Source organism: Jiella sp. M17.18 (assembly GCF_041027365.1).
In the GTDB taxonomy this organism is placed as follows: Bacteria; Pseudomonadota; Alphaproteobacteria; order Rhizobiales; family Rhizobiaceae; genus VKMB-3413.
In genome coordinates, this window is the sequence record NZ_JBFTEH010000024.1 from 1 (window position 1) to 17,198 (window position 17,198).

Below are 17,198 nucleotides of genomic sequence, written 5' to 3' on the forward strand. Positions count from 1 at the left end.
AGGAACGGCTGGTCGATCGGACGCTCCGGCGTCGGGATGTAGGCGTCGACTTCCTTCATCAGCGCCCGCACCGCGTCCTCGCCGATCTCCTTGTTCGAATCCTCGAGAGCCGCCAGCGCCGAACCCTTGATGATCGGAATGTCGTCGCCGGGGAACTCGTAGCTCGACAGAAGCTCGCGCACCTCGAGCTCGACGAGCTCCAGAAGCTCGGCGTCGTCGACCTGGTCGACCTTGTTCAGGAACACCACGATCGCCGGAACGCCGACCTGGCGGGCGAGCAGGATATGCTCGCGCGTCTGCGGCATCGGGCCGTCCGCCGCCGACACCACCAGGATCGCGCCGTCCATCTGCGCCGCGCCGGTGATCATGTTCTTCACGTAGTCGGCATGCCCCGGGCAGTCGACATGGGCGTAGTTACGGCTCTCCGTCTCGTACTCCACATGCGCCGTCGAGATCGTGATGCCGCGCGCCTTCTCCTCCGGCGCCGCGTCGATCTGGTCGTAGGCCCGGTACCCGCCGAAATACTTCGTGATCGCCGCCGTCAGAGACGTCTTCCCGTGGTCGACGTGACCGATCGTCCCGATGTTCACATGCGGCTTGTTGCGCTCGAATTTACCCTTGGCCATCTTGGCACTCCATCTGTCTTGTCATGGCTCGCGAGAGCCGAATAGGCGCTGCTGACGAAACGGTCAGGCGTACTTCTTCTGGATTTCCTGCGCGACCTGGTTCGGAACCGGCTCGTAATGGTCGAACTGCATCGTGTACTGCGCGCGGCCCTGGGACATCGAGCGCAGCGTGTTGACGTAGCCGAACATGTTGGCGAGCGGCACCATAGCGTTCACCACCTGGGCGATGCCCCGGGGCTCGGTGCCCTGGATCTGGCCGCGCCGTGAGTTGAGGTCGCCGATGACGTCGCCGACATAGTCTTCCGGCGTCACCACTTCGACCTTCATCACCGGCTCGAGCAGCTGCGGCCCGGCCTTCTGGATGGCCTCGCGGAAACCCGCACGCGCCGCGATCTCGAAGGCGAGGACCGAGGAGTCGACGTCGTGGAAGGCGCCGTCGATCAGCTCGGACTTGATGTCGACCATCGGGAAGCCCGCGAGCGGACCCGCACCCATCACCGACATGATGCCCTTCTCGACGCCCGGCACGTATTCCTTCGGAACCGCGCCGCCGACGATCTTCGACTCGAAGGAGAAGCCCGCGCCGATCTCGGCCGGCTCGAACACCATCTTGACGCGGGCGAACTGGCCCGTGCCGCCGGTCTGCTTCTTATGGGTGTAGTCCACTTCGGCGCGGCGGGTGATCGTCTCGCGATAGGCGACCTGCGGGGCGCCGACATTCGCCTCGACCTTGAACTCGCGCTTCATGCGGTCGACGAGGATGTCGAGATGAAGCTCGCCCATGCCGGCGATGATCGTCTGGCCGCTCTCCTCGTCCGTCTTGACGCGGAAGGACGGATCCTCGGCCGCGAGACGGTTGAGCGCGAGGCCCATCTTCTCCTGGTCGGCCTTGGTCTTCGGCTCGATCGCGATCTCGATGACCGGATCGGGGAATTCCATGCGCTCCAGGATGACCGGCTTCAGCGGATCGCAGAGCGTGTCGCCCGTGGTCGTGTCCTTGAGGCCGGCCAGCGCGACGATGTCGCCGGCATAGGCCTCCTCGATGTCCTCACGCGAGTTGGAGTGCATCTGCAGCATGCGGCCGATGCGCTCCTTCTTCTCCTTCACGGTGTTCTGGAGAGAGGAACCCTTGGTCAGGACGCCGGAATAGATGCGCGCGAAGGTCAGCGAGCCGACGAACGGGTCGTTCATGATCTTGAACGCCAGCATCGACAGCGGCTCGTCGTCCGACGACTTGCGGACCACCTCGGTCTCGGTCTTCGGGTCGATACCCTTGATCGCGTGCACTTCCACCGGCGACGGCAGGAAGTCGACGACGGCGTCGAGCAGCGGCTGGACGCCCTTGTTCTTGAAGGCCGAGCCGCAGAGGACCGGCGTGAACCAGACGTCGCAGGTGCCCTTGCGGATCAGCGCGCGCAGCTCGTCGTTGGACGGCATCTCGCCCTCGAGGTAACGCTCCATCGCGGCCTCGTCGATCTCGACGGCGGCCTCGATCATCGCCTCGCGATATTCCTCGGCCTGGCCCTTGAGATCGTCCGGGATCTCCAGGACGTCCCACTGCGCGCCGAGCGTCTCGTCGCGCCACACCAGCGCCTTCATCTCGATGAGGTCGATGACGCCCTTGAGCTCGTTCTCCGCACCGATCGGCAGCTGGACGACGATCGGACGCGCGCCGAGGCGCGACTTGATCATCTCCACGCAGCGGAAGAAGTCGGCGCCGATCTTGTCCATCTTGTTGACGAAGATCATCCGCGGGACCTGATACTTGTCGGCCTGGCGCCAGACGGTCTCGGTCTGCGGCTCCACGCCGGCATTGGCGTCGAGCAGCGCAATCGCGCCGTCGAGCACGCGCAGCGAACGCTCGACCTCGATCGTGAAGTCGACGTGCCCCGGGGTGTCGATGATGTTGAAGCGGCGCTTCTTGCCGTCGCGGCCCTGCCAGAAGGTGGTCGTCGCGGCCGACGTGATGGTGATGCCGCGCTCCTGCTCCTGCTCCATCCAGTCCATCGTGGCGGCGCCGTCGTGGACTTCGCCGATCTTGTGGGACTTGCCGGTGTAGAAGAGGATCCGCTCGGTCGTCGTCGTCTTGCCGGCATCGATGTGGGCCATGATGCCGAAATTGCGGTAGTCTTCGATCTTATAGTCGCGTGCCATGGGGCGTCGCCTTTCGGACGGAAGCTTGATTTACCAGCGATAGTGCGAGAACGCCCGGTTGGCTTCGGCCATCCGGTGGGTGTCTTCGCGCTTCTTCACAGCGGTGCCGCGGTTGTTCGCAGCATCCATCAGCTCGCCGGAGAGACGATCGACCATCGTCGTCTCGTTGCGATTGCGGGCGGCCGAGATCAGCCAGCGGATCGCCAGCGCCTGGCGCCGCTCGGGCCGCACGTCGACCGGAACCTGATAGGTCGCGCCGCCGACGCGGCGGGACCGGACCTCCACATGCGGCGCGATGTTCTCGAGCGCCTGATGGAAGATCGCGACCGAATCCTGCCGGGTCTTGTCGTGCACGACGTCGAACGCGCCGTAGACGATCCGCTCGGCGACGGACTTCTTGCCGTCATACATGACGGCGTTCATGAACTTCGACACGACCAGATCGCCGAACTTCGGGTCCGGATTGATCTCACGCTTCTCGGCTTTGTGGCGACGGGACATTCTATCGTCTCTTCAAATGATCGGCAGGTCGACGGGCTTACTTCGGACGCTTGGCGCCGTACTTCGAGCGCCGCTGCTTGCGGTTCTTGACGCCCTGCGTGTCGAGCACGCCGCGGATGATGTGATAACGCACACCCGGAAGGTCCTTCACGCGGCCGCCGCGGATCATCACCACGGAGTGCTCCTGAAGGTTATGCCCCTCGCCCGGGATGTAGCCGATGACTTCATAGCCGTTGACGAGACGGACCTTGGCGACCTTGCGGAGCGCCGAGTTCGGCTTCTTCGGCGTGGTCGTGTAGACGCGCGTGCACACGCCGCGCTTCTGCGGGTTCGCCTCGAGCGCCGGAACCGTGTTGCGCTCCGACGGACGGATGCGCGGCTTCCGGATCAGCTGGTTGATGGTCGGCATTCCAACCTTCCCTTTACTTTCCAAACCCAGGTTCGAAACAAGACGTCCCAGCCGCCCACGGAGCGGGTCGTTCCGCCATGCGCGAAACCGGGCATCGATCCGCTTGACTAGCGGACGGCCCGGCGAGAAGCAGAGGACCGAAATTCGGTCGTGCGCCAGAGATGTGACGTCTCGTTGAACGAAGCCTTGTTTGAAGCGCTTTATGTCCCGGACGCGGCGTCCACGGGACGAGTCGGCCTCACATCGGCTCTGTTGACGCGCTACTTAAGGGTTTTGCGCAGGCCGGTCAACCCCCGCTTCCCGCGGCATTTCCCGGCTGCAGTGGCCAGATCGGCGCATTTTTGCCTGTCTCAGTCACCGGCGGGGCCTTTCCGCAGAATCGCGGCCCGATGGGCAGCGCGCGACATTCCCCAACGCCAAGATTCGCTTTCGAAGGCCACAAATGAAAAGGGGCCGCCGAACCGGCAGCCCCTCTTTGTCTCTTCTTGACGGCAGGACCTTACTCGGCCGCGTCGCCCATCGAGGTGAGCATGCGGTCGGTCTCGACCGTGTTCGCCGCCTTGCGCCGATCCTCGAGGATCAGCTCGTCGCGCGAGGTCGCGATCCGGCGGACCTGGGTCATCATGCCGCCGGTACCGGCCGGGATGAGACGGCCGACGATGACGTTCTCCTTCAGGCCCTGCAGCGTGTCCGACTTGCCGGCGACCGCCGCCTCGGTGAGGACGCGGGTGGTCTCCTGGAAGGACGCTGCCGAGATGAAGGACGGCGTCTGCAGCGAGGCCTTGGTGATGCCAAGCAGGACCGGATTGCCGGATGCCGGCTTCTTGCCCTCCTCGACCAGGCGCTCGTTGATCTCGGCGAGCTCGATCCGGTCGACATGGTCGCCCGGGATGTAGCCGGAATCACCCGACTCCACGATCTCGACCTTCTGCAGCATCTGCCGGACGATGACCTCGATGTGCTTGTCGTTGATCAACACGCCCTGCAGCCGGTAGACCTCCTGGATCTCGTTGACGAGATAGCTCGCGAGAGCCTCCACGCCGCGGATCGCCAGGATGTCGTGCGGCGCCGGATTGCCGTCGAGGATGTAGTCGCCCTTCTCGATGACGTCGCCTTCCTGCAGATGGAACGGCTTGCCCTTCGGGATGAGATACTCCACCGGCTCCGCACCGTCCTCGTGCGGCTCGATGATGATCCGGCGCTTGTTCTTGTAGTCGCGGCCGAACTTCACCGTGCCGTCGATCTCCGCGATCACCGCGTTGTCCTTCGGCTTGCGGGCCTCGAACAGCTCAGCGACGCGCGGCAGACCACCGGTGATGTCCTTGGTCTTGGCGCTTTCCATCGGAATGCGCGACAGGACGTCGCCGGCCTTGACGTGCTGGCCGGGCTCCACCGAGAGGATCGCGTCCACCGACTGGAAGTAGCGGGCGTCGGATCCGCGCGCGAGCTTCTGGATCTCGCCGTCGGCGCCCTTGATGACGATCGCCGGCTTGAGATCCTGGCCACGCGGGCTCGCCCGCCAGTCGATGACCGCACGCTTGGTGATGCCGGTCGACTCATCGGTCTGCTCCGACACCGAGATGCCGTCCACCATGTCCTCGAAGTCGATCGTGCCTTCCAGCTCGGTCAGCACCGGGCGGGTGTACGGATCCCATTCGGCGATACGCTGGCCGCGGCGGACGGCGTCGCCGTCGTCCACATAGATGCGCGAACCGTAGGTGACCCGGTGCGAGGCCCGCTCCTTGCCGGCCTGATCCATGATCAGGATCGCCATGTTGCGGCCCATCGCGACGAGCTTGCCGTCGGAGTCCCGCACCACGTTGCGGTTGCGGATCTGCACCGTGCCCTCGTAGGAGGCCTCGAGGAAGGACGAGTCGACCACCTGCGCCGTGCCGCCCATGTGGAAGGTGCGCATGGTGAGCTGCGTGCCCGGCTCGCCGATCGACTGCGCCGCGATGACGCCGACCGCCTCGCCCATGTTGACGGGCGTGCCGCGGGCGAGATCGCGCCCGTAGCAGGTGGCGCAGATGCCGGTGCGGATCTCGCAGGTCAGCGCCGAGCGGATCTTCACCGACTGGATGCCGGCCTTCTCGATCTTGTCGACGTCCGCCTCCTCGATCATCCGGCCGCCCTCGACGAGCGTCTCGCCCGTCATCGGGTGCAGGATGTCCTCGAGCGCGGTGCGCCCCAGGATCCGCTGGCCGAGCGTCGCGACGACCTGGCCCGCGTCGACGATCGGCTGCATGGTCAGGCCGTTCGGCGTGCCGCAGTCGGTCTGCGTGATGATGCAGTCCTGCGCCACGTCGACGAGACGACGCGTCAGGTAGCCCGAGTTCGCGGTCTTCAACGCCGTGTCCGCGAGGCCCTTGCGGGCGCCGTGGGTGGAGTTGAAGTATTCCAGAACCGTCAGGCCCTCCTTAAAGTTGGAGATGATCGGCGTCTCGATGATCTCGCCCGACGGCTTGGTCATCAGGCCGCGCATGGCCGCCAGCTGGCGCATCTGGGTCGGAGACCCGCGGGCGCCGGAGTGCGACATCATGTAGATCGAGTTCATCGGCTTCTGACGGCCGGTCTCCTTGTCGAACTCGACCGCCTTGATGCGGGCCATCATCTCCTCGGCGATCTTGTCGGTGCACTTCGCCCAGGCATCGACCACCTTGTTGTACTTCTCGCCCTGGGTGATCAGGCCGTCATTGTACTGCTGCTCGTATTCCTTCGCGAGCGCCTGCGTCTCCGCGATCAGCTTCGCCTTGGTCTCCGGGATCAGCATGTCGTCCTTGCCGAACGAGATGCCGGCGATGCAGGCATGCTTGAAGCCGAGCTGCATGATCCGGTCGCAGAAGATCACCGTCTCCTTCTGACCGCAGTGGCGATACACCGTGTCGATCATCTTGGAGATGTTCTTCTTCGTCATCAGCTCGTTGCAGATGTCGAAGGAGATCATGTGGTTCTTCGGCAGCAGCTCGCCGATCAGCATGCGGCCCGGGGTGGTCTCGTAGATCTTGGTGTACCAGTTGCCCTCGGAGTCGATCGACTTGAAGCGGCCCTTGATCTTGGTGTGCAGCGTCACCGACTTCGAGGCCAGAGCGTGCTCCAGCTCGCCGATGTCGGAGAACACCATGCCCTGCCCCGGCTCGTTCTCGTTCATGATCGAGAGGTAGTAGAGCCCCAGCACCATGTCCTGCGACGGCACGATGATCGGCGCGCCGTTCGCCGGATGCAGGATGTTGTTGGTCGACATCATCAGGACGCGCGCTTCGAGCTGCGCCTCGATCGACAGCGGCACGTGGACCGCCATCTGGTCGCCGTCGAAGTCCGCGTTGAAGGCCGTGCAGACCAGCGGATGCAGCTGGATCGCCTTGCCCTCGATCAGCACCGGCTCGAAGGCCTGGATGCCGAGGCGGTGCAGCGTCGGGGCGCGGTTGAGCAGCACCGGATGCTCGCGGATCACCTCGTCGAGGATGTCCCAGACCTCCGGACGCTCCTTCTCGACAAGCTTCTTCGCCTGCTTCACCGTCGAGGAATAGCCCTTGGCGTCGAGCCGCGCGTAGATGAACGGCTTGAACAGCTCGAGCGCCATCTTCTTCGGCAGGCCGCACTGGTGCAGCTTCAGGTTCGGACCGGTCACGATGACCGAGCGGCCGGAATAGTCAACGCGCTTGCCGAGCAGGTTCTGGCGGAACCGGCCCTGCTTGCCCTTCAGCATGTCGGACAGCGACTTCAGCGGGCGCTTGTTGGCGCCGGTGATGACGCGGCCGCGGCGGCCGTTGTCGAACAGCGCGTCGACGGCCTCCTGCAGCATCCGCTTTTCGTTGCGGATGATGATGCCGGGCGCGCGCAGCTCGATCAGCCGCTTCAGGCGGTTGTTGCGGTTGATGACGCGGCGGTAGAGGTCGTTGAGATCCGACGTCGCGAAGCGGCCGCCGTCGAGCGGGACGAGCGGGCGCAGGTCCGGCGGGATCACCGGAACGACGGTCATGATCATCCATTCCGGCCGGTTGCCCGACTCCAGGAAGTTCTCGACGATCTTCAGCCGCTTCATCAGCTTCTTCGTCTTGAGCTCGGACGTCGTCGTCGCGAGCTCCTCGCGCAGGCTCCCGGCGATGGTCTCGAGGTCCATCGACGACAGGAGCTCCTGGATCGCCTCGGCGCCGATCAGCGCGGTGAAGCTGTCTTCACCGAACTCGTCGATCGCGATCATGTACTCCTCCTCGGAGAGGAGCTGGTGCTCCTTCAGCGAGGTGAGGCCGGGCTCGGTGACGATGTAGTTCTCGAAGTAGAGGACGCGCTCGATGTCCTTCAGGGTCATGTCGAGCAGCGTGCCGATGCGGCTCGGCAGCGACTTCAGGAACCAGATGTGGGCGACCGGCGCGGCGAGCTCGATGTGGCCCATGCGCTCGCGGCGCACGCGCGACAGGGTGACCTCGACGCCGCACTTCTCGCAGATGATGCCCTTGTACTTCATCCGCTTGTACTTGCCGCACAGGCACTCGTAGTCCTTGATCGGACCGAAGATGCGCGCGCAGAACAGGCCGTCGCGCTCGGGCTTGAACGTGCGGTAGTTGATGGTTTCCGGCTTTTTGATTTCGCCGAAGGACCAGGAGAGGATCTTCTCAGGCGAAGCGAGCGAGATCCGGATCGAATCGAACGTCTGCGCCGCGACCTGCGGGTTGAAGATGTTCATGACCTCTTGGTTCATGGTCGTGCTCCTTCTGGGGCGCCGCGCCCCTAGCCACGCCGGCATGGCCGGCGGGTGAATTCTGTCGAACATTGCGGACCGGCGCCGGAGCGCCGGTCCGAGCCGCCCCGCGGGGCGGCCGTTCTATCCGATGGCCTACTCCGCCGCGTCCGGCAGGTCGGCCGGGGCCGGCAGTTCCGCCGCCGAGTTGGCGAGGTCGACGTCGAGGCCGAGCGAGCGCATCTCCTTGACGAGAACGTTGAAGCTCTCCGGAATGCCCGACTCGAACGCGTCGTCGCCGCGCACGATCGACTCGTAGACCTTGGTGCGGCCGGCGACGTCGTCCGACTTCACCGTCAGCATCTCCTGCAGCGTGTAGGCTGCGCCGTAGGCCTCGAGCGCCCAGACCTCCATCTCGCCGAAGCGCTGGCCGCCGAACTGCGCCTTGCCGCCCAGCGGCTGCTGGGTGACGAGCGAGTACGGACCGATCGAACGGGCGTGGATCTTGTCGTCCACGAGGTGATGCAGCTTCAGCATGTAGATGTAGCCGACGGTCACCTGCCGGTCGAACGGCTCGCCGGTGCGCCCGTCATAGAGCGTCACCTGGCCCGAGCCGTTCAGCCCGGCCTTCTCCAGCCACTCGACGATGTCCTTCTCGTTGGCACCGTCGAAGACCGGCGTCGCGATCGAGACGCCCTTCTTCATCTGCTTGGCGAGCGTCACCACGCTCTCGTCGTCGTAGGACTTGACCGGCTCGTTGCGCTCGTTGTCCCCGAGCATCTCCGAGATCCGCTCGCGCAGCGGGGCCACGTTGTGGTCCTTCTGGTAGTCCTCGAGCATCTGGCCGATCTTCTTGCCCATGCCCGAGCAGGCCCAGCCGAGATGCGTCTCGAGGATCTGCCCGACATTCATGCGCGAGGGCACGCCCAGCGGATTGAGCACGATGTCGACATGCGTGCCGTCCTCGGTGAACGGCATGTCCTCGATCGGCAGGATGCGCGAGACCACGCCCTTGTTGCCGTGACGGCCGGCCATCTTGTCGCCCGGCTGGATCTTGCGCTTGACGGCGACGAAGACCTTCACCTGCTTCATGACGCCCGGAGGCAGCTCGTCGCCCCGCTGGACCTTCTCGACCTTGTCCATGAAGCGCTGCTCGAGCGTCTTCTTCGCCTCGTCATAGACGTTGCGCAGATCCTCGAGCTCGCCCTGGAGCTTCTCGTCCTCGACGGCGAACATCCACCACTGCGAGCGCGGATATTCCGCCATCGCGTCGGGCGACAGCACCGAGCCCTTCTTGAAGCCCTTCGGACCGGCAATCGCCGCCTTGCCGTCGAGCATCTCGACCAGGCGGCCGTAGACGTTGCGGTCTAGGATCGCCTGCTCGTCGTCGCGGTCCTTGGCGAGGCGCTCGATCTCCTCGCGCTCGATCGCCATGGCGCGCTCGTCCTTCTCGACGCCGTGGCGGTTGAACACGCGGACCTCGACCACGGTGCCATAGGCGCCCGGCGGCATGCGGCTCGACGTGTCGCGCACGTCGGAGGCCTTCTCGCCGAAGATGGCGCGCAGGAGCTTTTCCTCCGGCGTCATCGGGCTCTCGCCCTTCGGCGTGATCTTGCCGACCAGGATGTCGCCCGGCTGCACCTCGGCACCGATGTAGACGATGCCGGCCTCGTCGAGGTTCTTCAGCGCCTCTTCCGACACGTTCGGAATGTCGCGCGTGATCTCCTCGGGTCCGAGCTTGGTGTCGCGCGCCATCACCTCGAACTCCTCGATGTGGATCGAGGTGAAGACGTCGTCGGCGACGATCCGCTCGGAGAGCAGGATCGAGTCCTCGTAGTTGTAGCCGTTCCACGGCATGAACGCGACGAGCACGTTCCGGCCGAGCGCCAGATCACCGAGGTCCGTCGACGGGCCGTCTGCGATGATGTCGCCCTTCGACACCCGGTCGCCCACCGCCACCAGCGGACGCTGGTTGATGCAGGTGTTCTGGTTCGAGCGCTGGAACTTCATCAGCCGGTAGATGTCGACGCCGGACTTGCCGGATTCGAGATCCTCCGTTGCGCGGATGACGATACGCGTCGCGTCCACCTGGTCGACGATGCCCGTCCGGCGCGCACCGATCGCGGCGCCGGAATCGCGTGCCACCACCGGCTCCATGCCGGTGCCGACGAACGGCGCCTCGGCGCGCACCAGCGGCACGGCCTGACGCTGCATGTTCGAGCCCATCAGCGCGCGGTTGGCGTCGTCGTTCTCGAGGAACGGGATCAGCGCCGCGGCGACGGAGACCAGCTGCTTCGGCGAGACGTCCATCAGGTCGACATTGTCGCGCGGCGTCATGAAGACGTCGCCCTGGTGGCGGCAGATCACGAACTCGTTCTGGAACCCGCCGTCATCGGTCAGGACGGCGTTCGCCTGCGCGACGTGGTGCTTCGACTCCTCCATCGCGGAGAGGTAGACCACCTCGTTCGTCACCTTGCCGTCGACCACCTTGCGGTACGGGCTCTCGATGAAGCCGTACTTGTTGACGCGCGCGAAGGTGGCGAGCGAGTTGATCAGGCCGATGTTCGGGCCTTCCGGCGTCTCGATCGGGCAGATCCGGCCGTAATGCGTCGGATGGACGTCGCGCACCTCGAAGCCCGCGCGCTCGCGGGTGAGGCCGCCGGGACCGAGCGCCGACAGGCGGCGCTTGTGGGTGATCTCCGACAGCGGGTTGGTCTGGTCCATGAACTGCGAGAGCTGCGAGGAGCCGAAGAACTCGCGCACCGCAGCCGCCGCCGGCTTGGCGTTGATCAGGTCCTGCGGCATGACGGTGTCGATCTCGACCGACGACATGCGCTCCTTGATCGCCCGCTCCATGCGCAGCAGCCCGACACGGTACTGGTTCTCCATCAGCTCGCCGACCGAGCGCACCCGGCGGTTGCCGAGATTGTCGATGTCGTCGATCTCGCCGCGGCCGTCGCGCAGGTCCACCAGCGTCTTGACGACGGCGAGGATGTCCTCCTTGCGCAGCACGCGCACGGTGTCCTCGGCCTGGACGTCCAGACGCATGTTCATCTTCACGCGGCCGACGGCCGACAGGTCGTAGCGCTCGGCGTCGAAGAACAGCGAATGGAACATCGCCTCGGCGGTTTCCATCGTCGGCGGCTCGCCCGGGCGCATCACCCGGTAGATGTCGAACAGCGCGTCCTGACGGCTCTCGTTCTTGTCGGCCGCCAGCGTGTTGCGGATGTAGCCGCCGACATTGACGTGGTCGATGTCGAGGACGGAGATCTCGTCATAGCCGGCGTCGACGAGCACCTTCAGGGTCTTCTCGTCGATCTCGTCGCCGGCTTCCAGATACACCTCGCCCGTGGCGAAGTTGACGATGTCCTCCGCGAGATAATGGCCGTAGAGGTCCTCCTCGGTCGCCCGAAGCGCCTTGACGCCCTTCTCCTGCATCTGCCGGGCCTGGCGCGCCGTGACCTTCTTGCCGGCCTCGACCAGCACTTCACCCGAGTCCGCGTCGATGAGGTCGACGGCGGCGTTCTGGCCGCGCACGCGCTCGACCGAGAACGGGACCCGCCAGCCGTTCTTGTCCTTCTCGAACTGGATGACGTTGTAGAAGGTCGACAGGATCTCCTCGCCGTCCATGCCGAGCGCCATCAACAGGCTCGTCACCGGGATCTTCCGGCGGCGGTCGATGCGGGCATAGACGATGTCCTTGGCGTCGAACTCGATGTCGAGCCAGGAGCCGCGATAGGGGATCACGCGCGCGGCGAAGAGCAGCTTGCCCGAGGAGTGGCTCTTGCCCTTGTCGTGGTCGAAGAACACACCCGGCGAGCGGTGCATCTGCGAGACAATCACGCGCTCGGTGCCGTTGACGATGAACGTGCCGTTCATCGTCATCAGCGGCATGTCGCCCATGTAGACGTCCTGCTCCTTGATGTCCTTGATGGACTTGGAGCCGGTATCCTCGTCGATATCGAACACGATGAGGCGCAGCGTCACCTTCAGCGGCGCGGCGTAGGTCAGGTCGCGCTGCCGGCATTCGTCGACGTCGAACTTCGGCGCCTCGAACTCGTACTTGACGAATTCGAGCATCGCCTGGCCCGAGAAGTCGGAGATCGGGAAGACCGACTTGAAGACCGCCTGCAGGCCCTCGTCGGCCCGGCCGCCCTTCGGCTCGTCGACCATCAGGAACTGATCGTAGGAGGCCTTCTGGACCTCGATCAGGTTCGGCATCTGCGCCACCTCCGGGATCGACCCGAAGACCTTGCGCACCCGCCTGCGACCGCTAAACGTCGTTGTCTGAGACATCGCCGCTCCTTCTCATGACATCGCCCTTGACCGAAGGGCTCGAATTCACCAAACCCTCTCCGGAAAGAGGGACCGCTCGGCGCAAGGCTGGGCGGCTAGCATGTCCGTCTCGGGCTCTCGCCCGCATCGCCGGACGGCTTTCGACAAGCCGTCGGGCGATGCGCAGTAGTCCGCCGCGACGCTCGGCACCCTGCCCTCACCCAGCGTCCCGCGGGGCTCTGCGACGGGACATCTCGCCCCGTCGCATCGGCAGATCGGCCGCTTTGCTCTTGCGAGCACGGAAGGCGGGACAGCCAAAAGCCATCCCGCCCGCCATTCTTTCGGGTCGTAGCCGCGGGAAACCCGCGATTACTTGACTTCGACCGTGGCGCCAGCCTTCTCGAGCTGGTCCTTGATCTTCTGGGCCTCGGCCTTNCATCCCGCCCGCCATTCTTTCGGGTCGTAGCCGCGGGAAACCCGCGATTACTTGACTTCGACCGTGGCGCCAGCCTTCTCGAGCTGGTCCTTGATCTTCTGGGCCTCGGCCTTGTCGACGCCTTCCTTGACCGGCTTCGGCGCGTTGTCGACCAGGTCCTTGGCCTCCTTCAGGCCGAGACCGGTCAGCGCGCGGACTTCCTTGATGACGTTGATCTTCTGAGCGCCGGCATTGGCGAGGATGACGTTGAACTCCGTCTGCTCCTCGGCCGCCTCGGCCGGAGCGGCAGCACCGCCGGCAGCGGCGACCGCGACCGGAGCGGCGGCGGACACGCCCCACTTCTCTTCCAGCATCTTCGACAGCTCGGCCGCCTCGAGGACGGTCAGGCTCGACAGGTCTTCAACGATCTTGGCGAGATCAGCCATTTTTCAGTTTCCTTCAGTTCGAACGAGTGTGAGTTGAGCAGCGAGGAACCATCCTCACGCCGCTTCGTCCTTCTTGGCATAGGCCCCGAAGACGCGTGCGAGCTGGCCCGCAGGCGCCTGGAGGACCCCGGCGATGCGGGTGGCCGGCGTGTTGATCATGCCGACGAGCTTCGCCCGGAGTTCGTCCAGCGACGGCATGGTGGCGAGCGCCTTCACACCGTCTGCATCGAGTGTGGTCGTACCGGTCGCTCCGCCGAGGATCACGAGCTTGTCGTTGCCCTTGGCGAAATCGTTGGTGACCTTGGCCGCCGCGACCGGATCGCTCGAGAAAGCGATCAGCGTCTGGCCCTCGAACAGGTTCGAGATGCCTTCGGCGTCCGTGCCTTGAAGAGCGATCTTGACGAGGCGGTTCTTCGCGACTTTGACGGCGCCACCGGCTGAACGCATCTTCGAACGGTAGTCGTTCATCTGCGCCACGGTGAGCCCGGCATAGTGGGCCACAACCACCGTCCCCGAGGCCTTGAAGGTCTCGTTGAGGGTCGTGACGAATTCGCGCTTTTCCGCTTTGTCCACTGCCTCTCTCCAGTTGGCCTCGACATTCATCATGCCGAAGCCGGTTGCCTTTTGCCGCCCGGATCACCCGGACGACGCTCGGAGATCCTGTCCCCTCGCGGACCTTCCGGATCCATGGAACCGGAGGACGGCGCAAGGCATTCAGAGGTTCGAACCGAAGCTTGGGCTCGCGCCCGAAATTCGGCAATCACCCCGTCTCATGCAGGCTTTCTGACGATTATGATCGAAGCAGAGCCTCGACCGCCCACAATCTCGGACAGGCATTCAGGAGGCCCCGAAGGACCCCCACGCACCGGGACTGGCCCGGAACCTTTTGATGGCGAGCGACGGATATAGGAACGCCGCGCGCCGGTTTGAAGGGTTACGCCGAAGCCGGCGCACCGATGCTCGACGGGTCGATCTTGACGCCCGGGCCCATGGTCGAGGTCAGCGCCACGCGCTGGACATAGTTGCCCTTGGCGCCCGAGGGCTTCGCCTTCTGCACCGCGTCCGCGAAGGCGCGCACGTTCTCGGCGATCGCCTCGGCGCCGAACGACACCTTGCCGACGCCGGCATGGACGATGCCCGCCTTCTCGACGCGGAACTCGACGGCGCCGCCCTTCGACGCCTTGACGGCGGCGGTGACGTCCGGCGTCACCGTGCCGACGCGCGGGTTCGGCATCAGGCCGCGCGGGCCCAGCACCTTGCCGAGGCGGCCGACGAGAGCCATCATGTCCGGCGTCGCGATGGCGCGGTCGAAGTTGATGTTGCCCGCCTGGACATCGGCGACGAGATCCTCGGCGCCGACGATGTCGGCCCCGGCGGCCTTCGCCTCGTCCGCCTTGTCACCGCGCGCGAACACCGCGACGCGGACCGTGCGGCCGGTGCCGTTCGGCAGATTGACGACGCCGCGGACCATCTGGTCGGCATGGCGCGGATCGACGCCGAGGTTCATCGCGATCTCGACGGTCTCGTCGAACTTCGCGCTCGCCCGGGTCTTCAGCATGCCGATCGCCTCGTCGAGGCCGTACAGCTTGGTGCGTTCGATGCCCTCGCGGGCGTTGCGGATGCGCTTGCCAGCTTTTGCCATCGTCTTACTCCGCGACCTCGAGACCCATCGAGCGGGCCGAACCCTCGACCATCGCCATCGCCGCCTCGATCGAGGTGGCATTGAGGTCCTTGAGCTTCTTCTCGGCGATGTCGCGCACCTGCTCGCGCGTCACCTTGCCGGCGACCGACTTGCCCGGCTCCTTGGAGCCCGACTTCAGGTTCGCCGCCTTCTTGAGGAAGTAGCTCACCGGCGGGGTCTTCATCGCGAAGGTGAAGGACTTGTCCTGGTAGTATGTGATCACCACCGGGATCGGCTGGCCCTTCTCCATCTCCTGGGTCTGCGCGTTGAACGCCTTGCAGAACTCCATGATGTTGATGCCACGCTGACCGAGCGCCGGGCCGATCGGCGGCGACGGCGTCGCCGAGCCGGCTGCGACCTGCAGCTTCAGCTGTCCCACGATTTTCTTAGCCATTGAACTCCTGCTCTCTTGTCTGGCCAGCCCCGCAGTCCGCTGCGGTCCGGCCGGTTGCAGTCCGCGCGGTGCGACGCCTCGGGCCGGCTACAGCCGTTGCGCCTCCCGCACGAGGATCGGGCGAGACGCCCGATTATCGGCTCAGACCTTCTCGACCTGCCCGAATTCAAGATCGACCGGCGTCGCGCGCCCGAAGATCGAGACCTCCACCTTGAGCCGCGTGCGCTCCTGGTCGACTTCCTGAACAACGCCGTTGAACGAGGCGAAGGGGCCGTCGGAGACCCGCACCTGCTCGCCGATGTCGAAGGAGACGGTCGGCTTCGGCCGCTCCACGCCGTCCTGCACCTGATGCAGGATCTGGTTCGCCTCGGCCTCGGTGATCGGCACCGGGCGGTTGTCCGGCCCGAGGAAGCCGGTGACCTTCGGCGTGTTCTTGATCAGCGAGAACACCTGGTCGGTCAGCTCCGCCTTCACCAGGACATAGCCGGGGAAGAACTTGCGCTCGGCGTCGACCTTGCGGCCGCGGCGCACCTCGACCACCTTCTCGGTCGGAACGAGGATCTTCTCGAACTTCTCGGAGAGACCCTTCTGGCGGGCCTGCTCCTCGATCGATTCCGCCACCTTCTTCTCGAAATTCGAATAGGCGTGGACGATGTACCAGCGGGCAGTCATGAAATTGTCGATTACTCCTGCGGCCGAGCGATGATCAGACGCTGGCGCTCATGATCAGGCCAACGGCGTAGCCGAGCACCTGATCCGCGACGAAGAAGAAGAGGGCCGCGAAAGCGACCATCAGAAACACCATGAGCGTCGAGATCATCGTCTCGCGGCGGGTCGGCCAGGTGACCTTGGCGGTCTCGGACCGGACCTGCTGGAGAAAGGTGAATGGGTTGCTCTTGGCCATATCGCGCTCACGGCAAATGCGCGTGAAGGCCCAAGCCAGCCCCACGCGCTACGTGTCTGTGACACACCATTTAACCGGCATCGGCGCGATTCACAAGTCCGGCCGAGAAGGAAATCGAAGGGAAGCGGAACAATGGTGGCAGGGGCAGCAGGGCTCGAACCTGCGACCTGCGGTTTTGGAGACCGCCGCTCTACCAACTGAGCTATACCCCTTCGCGCGACGCGGTGTTTACGCCAAGACTCCGGCTTAGGCAAGCCGGAACCGCAAGAACGGCCGGGGAAGAAAATCCATGGCAGCCACCGCCGGCTTTGCGGGCCGGCGGCTTCCGTGACAGCCCCGGATTGGAGCTGCCGCGGCCATGAACCTGGCCCCATCGAGGTGCGCAGCGTCAACGCGAAGCGCACAGGCGCCGCAGGTGGATCGCCAGCCGAGGGATCACGGCGGGCGAGCGGTTGCGCCGCAGCCGCCCAAGCGCGTCAAGAACCGTCCGAGCCCCCCTGTCAGCGCCTGGATCCGAGAGACATCCCGCCCACCGGTGTGATCCAGTCGTCGAGGGCATCGCGGGCGACGTGCGTAGCCCCTTCACTAGCGCTGAAGGAAAGAGGCGCGCCGCAGAGAGCCGCGGCGCGCCCTGTCGTCTTCGAGCCTTACTCGACGATCGCCGCGACGATGCCGGCGCCGACGGTGCGGCCGCCCTCGCGGATCGCGAAGCGCA

Annotated in this window: 12 protein-coding genes, 1 tRNA gene and 1 pseudogene; all 14 read right to left on the reverse strand. The window is 65.2% G+C overall.

What is annotated here, in order from left to right:
* Positions 1-626, reverse strand: a 626-nt coding sequence (locus AB5S17_RS22660) for a GTP-binding protein (RefSeq protein WP_369243459.1), incomplete at its 3' end; no start/stop codon positions are given.
* A 63-nt stretch (positions 627-689) separates the two neighbouring features.
* Complete coding sequence (gene fusA, locus AB5S17_RS22665) at positions 690-2,780, reverse strand: elongation factor G (RefSeq protein ID WP_369243460.1); 2,091 nt, start codon at positions 2,778-2,780, stop codon at positions 690-692.
* A 30-nt stretch (positions 2,781-2,810) separates the two neighbouring features.
* A complete protein-coding gene (rpsG, locus tag AB5S17_RS22670; RefSeq protein ID WP_369243461.1) occupies positions 2,811-3,281 on the reverse strand; it encodes a 30S ribosomal protein S7 in 471 nt (156 codons plus the stop codon).
* A gap of 37 nt (positions 3,282-3,318) precedes the next feature.
* A complete protein-coding gene (gene rpsL, locus AB5S17_RS22675) occupies positions 3,319-3,690 on the reverse strand; it encodes a 30S ribosomal protein S12 (protein ID WP_369243462.1) in 372 nt (123 codons plus the stop codon).
* 499 nt (positions 3,691-4,189) lie between these two features.
* Positions 4,190-8,389, reverse strand: a complete 4,200-nt coding sequence (rpoC, locus tag AB5S17_RS22680) for a DNA-directed RNA polymerase subunit beta' (protein ID WP_369243463.1) — start codon at positions 8,387-8,389, stop codon at positions 4,190-4,192.
* 135 nt (positions 8,390-8,524) lie between these two features.
* A complete protein-coding gene (rpoB, locus tag AB5S17_RS22685; RefSeq protein ID WP_369243464.1) occupies positions 8,525-12,664 on the reverse strand; it encodes a DNA-directed RNA polymerase subunit beta in 4,140 nt (1,379 codons plus the stop codon).
* Between the two features lie 348 nt (positions 12,665-13,012).
* Positions 13,013-13,075 (reverse strand): annotated as a pseudogene (locus AB5S17_RS22690) (50S ribosomal protein L7/L12); the annotation flags it as partial.
* Between the two features lie 51 nt (positions 13,076-13,126).
* Positions 13,127-13,504, reverse strand: coding sequence for a 50S ribosomal protein L7/L12 (gene rplL / locus AB5S17_RS22695; protein WP_369243465.1), 378 nt, complete (start codon positions 13,502-13,504; stop codon positions 13,127-13,129).
* A 54-nt stretch (positions 13,505-13,558) separates the two neighbouring features.
* A complete protein-coding gene (gene rplJ, locus AB5S17_RS22700) occupies positions 13,559-14,077 on the reverse strand; it encodes a 50S ribosomal protein L10 (protein WP_369243466.1) in 519 nt (172 codons plus the stop codon).
* Positions 14,078-14,438: 361 nt separating this feature from the next.
* Complete coding sequence (gene rplA / locus AB5S17_RS22705; protein ID WP_369243467.1) at positions 14,439-15,146, reverse strand: 50S ribosomal protein L1; 708 nt, start codon at positions 15,144-15,146, stop codon at positions 14,439-14,441.
* Positions 15,147-15,150: 4 nt separating this feature from the next.
* Positions 15,151-15,579: a 50S ribosomal protein L11 gene (gene rplK, locus AB5S17_RS22710; protein ID WP_369243468.1), complete on the reverse strand. Its 429-nt coding sequence runs from the start codon at positions 15,577-15,579 to the stop codon at positions 15,151-15,153.
* A 141-nt stretch (positions 15,580-15,720) separates the two neighbouring features.
* Positions 15,721-16,251: a transcription termination/antitermination protein NusG gene (gene nusG, locus AB5S17_RS22715; protein WP_369243469.1), complete on the reverse strand. Its 531-nt coding sequence runs from the start codon at positions 16,249-16,251 to the stop codon at positions 15,721-15,723.
* Positions 16,252-16,285: 34 nt separating this feature from the next.
* On the reverse strand, positions 16,286-16,483 hold the full coding sequence (secE, locus tag AB5S17_RS22720; RefSeq protein WP_369243470.1) for a preprotein translocase subunit SecE: 198 nt from the start codon (positions 16,481-16,483) through the stop codon (positions 16,286-16,288).
* A 136-nt stretch (positions 16,484-16,619) separates the two neighbouring features.
* Positions 16,620-16,695 (reverse strand) — tRNA-Trp (locus tag AB5S17_RS22725).
* Positions 16,696-17,198 lie beyond the last annotated feature (503 nt).